The organism is Methylophaga sp. UBA5088, from assembly GCF_002414625.1.
Taxonomy (GTDB): Bacteria; Pseudomonadota; Gammaproteobacteria; order Nitrosococcales; family Methylophagaceae; genus Methylophaga; species Methylophaga marina.
The window spans coordinates 20,320-25,227 of sequence record NZ_DIAC01000028.1; the positions used below are offsets into that span (position 1 = coordinate 20,320).

Genomic DNA, 4,908 nt, shown 5'->3' on the forward strand with positions numbered 1-4,908 from the left:
GAGAACAGTTGAGAACGGTATCCATATCTTTAATCAGTTCTGAAATACATTTATTGGATTCTTCAACAACATGTATGCCTTTTACAGCGAGTTGTGACGTTTGATCGGCTTCTGAGGCTGAGTTGGTGGCCACATTCGACATTTCTTTATTCGCCAATGTCATTTCATGTACGGCACTGACAATCGACTCAGTTGATAAATTTAAGGTTTCATTGATACTTTTTGTTTTATTTGACGAATCAGCTAATTGTACTGTCAGAGAGCTGAGCCCTTGAACATTATCTAAGGTCGATTTAATTAAGTCCTGTAACTTCTCAACAAATCGGTTGAATGACTTGGCGAGTTCACCAAACTCATCTTTGGAACTGACATCAAGTCTGGCTGTGAGGTCACCATCACCTGAGGCAATCATATCAATGCGTTTGATAAGATCGTTGATATCCGAAGTGAGTCTTTTCGGCACGGTGTAACTGAAATAGAGCGCGACAATAATAATCGCTAACACAACGATGATGGTTATGCTCATACTGCGTTTTAACTCGCTTTTCAGCTGAGCATCTAAAGCGTCAAATTTATTAAGTAAGACCTCACCCTTATTATCTAAAATGGAGCGTAGGCTTTGGAATGTTTCTTCTTCTTGCTGAGCGAGCTGACGTTCGTTAGATGAATTGGTGTCATTCACCATTTTTTCAGCCGCTGTCATCCATTGATTGTAGGCTGCTTCAAATGCGTCTCTACCTGCCGCCACATCAGGATAAATTTGCACATAGCTCAGAAACTGTTCGTAGCGTTCATACGCCTGTTTGGCATTTTCCTGCCATACCGCGACTTCTTCATCACGATTACCACGATTGGCCATCACATTTATCGCAGCGATTTTAGCCTGATGTAAGTCTCTATCTGCATTTAATATCTTTTCATTGGCAGGCATGAATAATTCAGTTTGTAGTTCAATGGCGTGGTTTTGTTTCGCCATCATCCATAAAAATAGGGCAATCACGACAATAATCGTGAGCCCCATGACCACCACGGGTATGGAGCTTTTTGTTCTGATGCTTTGCAGGTTTATATTCATTGTTTTTTTACCTAATTTCTGTCCGAGCTATAAAGACTATCGGCTTAATTTTGTGTAGGTTTAATCTAAGTTAACGAAAATTTAATAGTCCACTAAATATTGCCATTCTGAGATAAGTTTTGCCCTATAAGCTTTTAGAATATAACGGTGTTTTATGACATTTTGAGTAAAGGAACCATTGATGATTAATGCTTATGCTGCCATGAGTCCGGGCGAGAAGCTCACTCCATATACCTTCGAGCCAGGTGCATTAGGCGAGAACGAAGTTGAAATTACGGTGAAGTATTGTGGTATTTGTCACAGCGATATCAGCATGATTGATAATGATTGGGGTATGTCTTCCTATCCATTAGTAGCGGGACATGAAGTGGTGGGGGTTATTAATCAAATCGGTAAAGAGGTTACCCAGTTTCACGTTGGTCAAGTCGTGGGCTTAGGTTGGTATGCGGATTACTGTGAGTCTTGTGAGCAGTGTCATAACGGCGATGAAAACCTGTGTTCTGACCTCACTGGCACCATTGTCAGCCATCATGGTGGCTTTGCAGATAAAGTCAGAGCTAATGCGAATAGTGTCATTGCATTACCTGAAAACATAGATCTGGAATCAGTCGGACCATTATTGTGTGGTGGTGTTACCGTCTTTAATCCACTGGTTCAATTTGATATCAAACCGACAGATAAAGTGGCTGTTATAGGGATCGGCGGGCTGGGTCATATTGCCTTGCAGTTTCTCAATGCCTGGGGTTGTGAAGTTACCGCGATCACCAGCAAGAATAAATTGCAGGAAGCACTGGATATGGGGGCACATTTCAGTGTGGATTCACGTGATGACACAGCCATGGCTTTACTACCTAGAAAATTCGATATGATTTTATCGACAGTGAATGTGAAATTAGACTGGAATTTATATCTCAGTAAATTAAAACCCAAAGGTCGGCTGCATTTTGTGGGTGCCACACTCGAACCATTGGATTTGAGAGTGTTTAATCTCACTGAAGCGCAGCGTAGTGTCTCTGGCTCGGATACTGGCAGTATGCAAACCAGCAATATGATGATGGAATTTGCCCAACGACATGGTGTGAAACCGGTCATTGAGCGTTATCCGTTTGAACAAATCAATGAAGCCATCGACAAGCTTCGGAAAGGCGATGTGCGTTATCGGATTGTATTGGAATATTAACTTAGTCGCATGATTCATCGCTGTTCTAACAAGCCTGTTCAGCATGTTTCTGAACAGGCTTATTATATTAAGTGACTCAAGCCGTAAAAAACGCTTGTGGCTTGTTCTGGCATCAGCCTAAAATGGCGCACAAATTATCATCAACGGAGTTAACAACATGTCAGAACCAGTATGGTTTAAAACCGCAGAAGCCACTGTTTTCGCTAGTGAAGACCAAGGTACCGATGCGATGCCTGAAATTTTGATTGGTAGCGTCAAAGGACCAGCAGGTCATGCCTTTGCTAATTTAATGGGGCAAACAGAAGGGCACACGCGCATGTTTGCGATTCGTGCGACCAATCAACAAGTTAAACCAGCGACCATGATTGTGCCGAAAGTCACCATCAAATCCAGTGCATATGTTGAGTTGTTTGGTGGCCCGGTTCAATCAGCGGTGGCCGATGCGGTGTTAGATAGCGTGATTGAAGGTGTGATTCCTAAAGAGCATGCAGAAGAGTTATGTATTGTCGCCATGATCTGGATTGCCCCTGATGCTGCAGCCAATCCAGATGTGGATCGTAAAGATTTATACCGCACCAACTATGAAGCGATGAAGTTAGCGATTAAACGTGCGATGTCAGGCTCACCGACAATTGATGAATTGATTGCTAATCGCAACAGCATTCATCATGAGATGTATGACCCAGAAACGGGTGAGTCTCAGTGGTAAGAACCCGAGCGCAAAATAAGAAAGCCAGACTTATGTCTGGTTTTTTGTTTTCATCACCGCTCCTTTTTATTGACCAGAAATTCGACGACCAAAGCTAATCGCATAGGCCGACGGTCGGGCAAGCAAAATAGGGTCATCGCTGGCTTCAATACCATCAGTCAGAGCGAGCGGATTAAACATGGTTTGTTTAGCAAATTGCTCACCATTGGCATCAACCGTGTCCAGGCTTATGGTCCCTAACTTAATGATTTGGCGAGTTTCCGGCCAGACGACAGTCGGATCATTCAATGCGTCGTCTTTATCCGCTATCTGTAGTCCCAGCGCGAATTCAACCTGACTTTGTTCTAGACGTTTGGGGAGTTCTTCAAACAGGTAATCTTTGCCAGCCGCAGCGCGTTGTTCATCAGTTAAATACTCTGGGCCATTCAGAGGAATTATTTGATAACGACCATAGCTAACCTCACCGTCTTTATTGGTAAATTTAAAGGCGTTTACGCCATAAAACGGTTGCGTTGCAAAACTGACTGGGGCGGGCTTTGGTGTTTCTACAAATGTTTTAGCGGCAGGGTGGTTGGCAAGAAATTGTGTGATGGGTTTAGGTGTGGCGGCATCAGGTCCTGAAGTAGCTACTGCATTTAATAGACCTAAAAAATCTTCGGGGGTGGCAGCCGGGAAACGATTGACGGAGATACTGACGATGTCGGTATATGTCTCATCTGGAAGGTGAAAGCGTATGGCGATCCCTTTTGGAAATGAGCTGGGATTATTATCAGCAATATCGGGAATGCCAGTCGTATTAGAAAAACGGACTGTCACAGGCGTGGCAGGGGACTCAAAATGGACTGCGTTAGACACTGTTGCGGCATCGGGGCTGGGAGTGAATTCACCTGAGACAACAATGCCTTTCGCATGATTTTTTCGAATACCTGGATGTGGTCCCGCAATGGTGCTTAAGGTATCGACCAACTGTTCAACGACAGGTTTATTAGTGTGGTCGTCAGCCATCGCTGAGGACAAAGAAAACAAAGCCAAACTAGATAACAAGGCACACTGTTTTATAACGTTTGATGATAATGCCATGACGTGATCCCCTGAATTTGATAAGTGAAAAAATAGATAAAGTGAACATTCCTTGATTGGCGTATTCAAGAAAAATTCGAATAAGCGTAGATATCGCGTACGTATAAGTCATAGAATAGACCACAGACAACCATGGATTTACGCCTGTGACACAGAAACGTCAAGATCTCAATATCAGTTTATTTAAAGAAAATATTTATCAATCGATTGTTAATTCAAGTTTTGATGCCATTGTTTGTAAAACCTTAGATGGCATTGTATTGAATTGGAATCCGGCAGCGGAAAAGATTTTCGGTTATAGCGCTGATGAAATGGTCGGTGAAAGTATGCTCAAAATTTTTCCAGACAATAAAAAACAGGAAGAGGCGGATATTCTGGAAAAAATACGTCGAGGCGAAGTGGTTAACCATTTTCAGACGGTTCGTAAACATAAGTCTGGTCGACTGATCGATGTATCAGTGACTATCTCACCTGTTTATGATGCCGATGGTCGTATCGTTGCGGCATCAAAAATTGCCCGTGATATTACAGAGCAAGTTAAAGCTATTCGCTTAAGTCACGAATACCAAGCGATTGTCGAGTCTTCTGAAGATGCCATTTACAGTTTGTCGCTGGATGGTACGGTAACAAGCTGGAATGCCGGCGCTGAGCATATTTTCGGTTTTAGTACAGACGAAATTCTTGGACAGTCTGTATCAGCACTCTATGATGAAGAGAATCCTCAATCTGATGATATTCTCAAAGCTATCAATAGCGGTGAAAGCCTGGAGCACTATAAAACGACCAGAAAAAATAAAGATGGCTTCGTCATGAATATGTCGGAAACCGTTTCACCCTTACAAGATCAGAATGGAAAGGTCATCG

General features: G+C 42.8%; 5 protein-coding genes and 1 pseudogene. 4 read left to right on the top strand and 2 right to left on the bottom strand.

Annotation, left to right across the window (positions count from 1 at the left end):
* On the bottom strand, positions 1–1,075 hold a 1,075-nt coding region (locus B4K20_RS03615; protein ID WP_289281919.1), incomplete at its 3' end, for a methyl-accepting chemotaxis protein.
* 181 nt (positions 1,076–1,256) lie between these two features.
* On the opposite strand from B4K20_RS03615, the gene ahr reads away from it, so the two are divergent.
* The 3 genes and pseudogenes from ahr to fae all read left to right on the top strand — a co-directional run bounded on the left by ahr (position 1,257) and on the right by fae (position 2,964).
* Entirely contained in the window at positions 1,257–2,255 is a 999-nt protein-coding gene (gene ahr / locus B4K20_RS03620; RefSeq protein WP_289281920.1) for an NADPH-dependent aldehyde reductase Ahr, read from the top strand.
* Positions 2,256–2,326: 71 nt separating this feature from the next.
* Positions 2,327–2,380 (top strand): annotated as a pseudogene (locus tag B4K20_RS17005) (AgrD family cyclic lactone autoinducer peptide); the annotation flags it as partial.
* 32 nt (positions 2,381–2,412) lie between these two features.
* Complete coding sequence (fae, locus tag B4K20_RS03625) at positions 2,413–2,964, top strand: formaldehyde-activating enzyme (RefSeq protein WP_091714631.1); 552 nt, start codon at positions 2,413–2,415, stop codon at positions 2,962–2,964.
* A gap of 66 nt (positions 2,965–3,030) precedes the next feature.
* Here fae and B4K20_RS03630 read toward each other — a convergent pair whose 3' ends face one another.
* Positions 3,031–4,044: a catalase family peroxidase gene (locus B4K20_RS03630; protein WP_289281921.1), complete on the bottom strand. Its 1,014-nt coding sequence runs from the start codon at positions 4,042–4,044 to the stop codon at positions 3,031–3,033.
* Between the two features lie 146 nt (positions 4,045–4,190).
* Here B4K20_RS03630 and B4K20_RS03635 point away from each other — a divergent pair.
* Positions 4,191–4,908: PAS domain-containing protein (locus B4K20_RS03635; RefSeq protein ID WP_289281922.1), on the top strand; the 718-nt coding region annotated here is incomplete at its 3' end.

Excerpts from the sequence above, each read along its gene's own strand:
- ahr (WP_289281920.1), top strand. The coding sequence starts at position 1,257 with ATGATTAATGCTTATGCTGCCATGAGTCCGGGCGAGAAGCTCACTCCA.
- fae (WP_091714631.1), top strand. The coding sequence starts at position 2,413 with ATGTCAGAACCAGTATGGTTTAAAACCGCAGAAGCCACTGTTTTCGCT.
- B4K20_RS03630 (WP_289281921.1), bottom strand. The coding sequence starts at position 4,044 with ATGGCATTATCATCAAACGTTATAAAACAGTGTGCCTTGTTATCTAGT.